Genomic DNA, 2,456 nt, shown 5'->3' on the forward strand with positions numbered 1-2,456 from the left:
TAAAAACCTTATTTATCCCAGGAGTGCATTTTATGAAGTTCAATCGTAGTCAAGTTAAAAAATACCTGCAATTAGCTGATTTTACATCGCTTTTTATTGAAGAACTAGGTTGGGATTATGCTGATATTTCTCCTATTTATTTAAAGGTCAATGACGAAAATTATACGATAGAAGCTATTTGCCAAAAACGTGGTTTAATGGTTTATCATTGTTTACCAGAAAAGGGGATTTTACCCAATGCTCAAGTCAGAAAAAAGATTGATGTTGAAGTTACTAGTTATAGTCAAGAACATTTAATTATTTACACAGATAAAGGTCAACAAAAACAAATTTGGCAATGGGTCAAACGAGAGTCTGCAACTAAAACTAAAGCTAAAGAAACTACCTTTAATATTACTCAGTCGGGAGAGTTATTAAGTCAAAAGTTAGAAGCTTTATTTATTGATTTTGCTGAAGAAGAAAATCTCACTTTAACTGATGTTACTCAACGCACTGAAAAGGCTTTTGATATTGAAAAAGTTACCAAAGACTTTTTTAATAAATTCCAAGAAATACATCTAAAATTTGCTGCTGTTATTCAAGGGATAGAAAATCCAAAGGATGCTAATTGGTACGCTTCCGTGGTTTTAAATCGGTTGATGTTTATTTATTTTCTCCAGAAAAAGGGATTTTTAGATCATGGTAATCCTAATTATTTACAAGATAAGTTAAAAGTTAGTCAAACTCAGGGTAAGGACTTATATTATCAACAGTTTTTACAAACTTTGTTTTTTGATGGTTTTGGTAAAGCTGAAAAGTTCCGTAAACAGGAAACTGCGGCTTTAATTGGTAAAATTAAATATATTAATGGTGGTTTATTTTTACCCCATATTATTGAAGAGAAATATCGCGGCAAAATTAGAATTAATGATGCTGCTTTTCAGGATATATTTAACTTATTTTCTGGTTATACTTGGCATTTAAATGATACTCCAACCGGGAAGGATAATGAAATTAATCCTGATGTTTTGGGGTACATTTTTGAGAAGTATATTAACCAAAAAGAATTTGGCGCTTATTATACTAAACCGGAAATTACTAATTATCTTTGTGAACGGACTATTAATAAATTTATTAGTGGGAAAATTGGTAATATTGAAATATTTGATCATCTCAATAATCAATTATGTCAGCAATTGTTAGATGAGATTTTACCACAACTATCAATTTTAGACCCTGCTTGTGGTAGTGGAGCGTTTTTAGTTGCTGCTTTACAACATTTAATTAAGATTTATACCGCCATTTTTGAGTTTATTCAAGTTTCGGGAAATGCAGAAAATCAAGCCAGATTAAGGAAGATTAAACAAAATCATCCTTCCTTGGATTATTATATCAAAAAACGGGTAATTACTGATAATCTCTATGGTGTGGATATCATGGAGGAAGCGGTAGAAATTGCTAAGTTACGCTTGTTTTTAAGTTTGGTGGCTTCTGCGGAAACTGTTGATGATTTAGAACCTTTACCTAATGTTGATTTTAACATTATGTCCGGTAATTCTTTAATTGGTTTGATTCGGGTTGATGATCAACGTTTTGATTATATGGGAGAAACTAAACAAGGTAATATTTTACAGTCTTTAAATTCTCAAAATTATCAAGCTATTTTAAAGGAGAAAAATGAAAGTATTAGGAAGTATAAGGAACACGCTTTTATTATAGGAGAAGTTGAAGGAACTGATCAAGAAGATCGTTTAGGAAGATTAAAACGTAATATTAATGATGTTAACCGGGAATCTTTGGTTAAGTTAAATCAATTGTTATTAGATGAATTTGGGAATTTAAAGATTAAGTATGAGGAAGTGCAGTTAAAGGGTAAACCTGTTAAACGGGTTTTAAATATTGCGGATATGGAGGTTTTAAAACCTTTTCATTGGGGTTATCATTTTGATCAAATTATTGCTCAGGGTGGTTTTGATATTATTTTGGGTAATCCTCCTTGGGAGATTTTTAAACCACAAGCTAAGGAGTTTTTTGCGGAATATAGTGATTTAGTAACTAAGAATAAGATGGATATTAAGACTTTTGAGAAGGAACAAAAGCAGTTATTAGCAAATCCTGAAATTGCTACTGCTTGGTTAAGGTATCAAAGTCAATATCCTCATGTGAGTTTATATTTTAGAAGTGCGGAACAATATCTTAATCAGATTTCTGTGGTTAATGGGAAAAAACAGGGAACTGATATTAATTTATATAAGTTGTTTGTGGAACAATGTGTTAATTTACTTTCTGAAAATGGTGAATGTGGTTTGGTTATTCCTAGCGGTATTTATACTGATTTGGGTACTAAGCAATTACGGGAAATGTTGTTTTCGCAAACTAAGATCACTGGGTTATTCTGTTTTGAAAATAGAAAGGCTATTTTTGAAAATGTTGATAGTCGCTTTAAGTTTGTGGTTTTGACTTTTGAAAATGGTAAT

Annotated in this window: 1 protein-coding gene; it reads left to right on the plus strand. The window is 31.0% G+C overall.

The features are described 5' to 3' along the window. Positions 1-32: 32 nt before the first annotated feature. Positions 33-2,456: Eco57I restriction-modification methylase domain-containing protein (locus tag FFO06_RS20570; RefSeq protein ID WP_201275508.1), on the plus strand; the 2,424-nt coding region annotated here is incomplete at its 3' end.

Source organism: Dolichospermum planctonicum, from assembly GCF_005402965.1.
Classification (GTDB): Bacteria; Cyanobacteriota; Cyanobacteriia; order Cyanobacteriales; family Nostocaceae; genus Dolichospermum; species Dolichospermum planctonicum.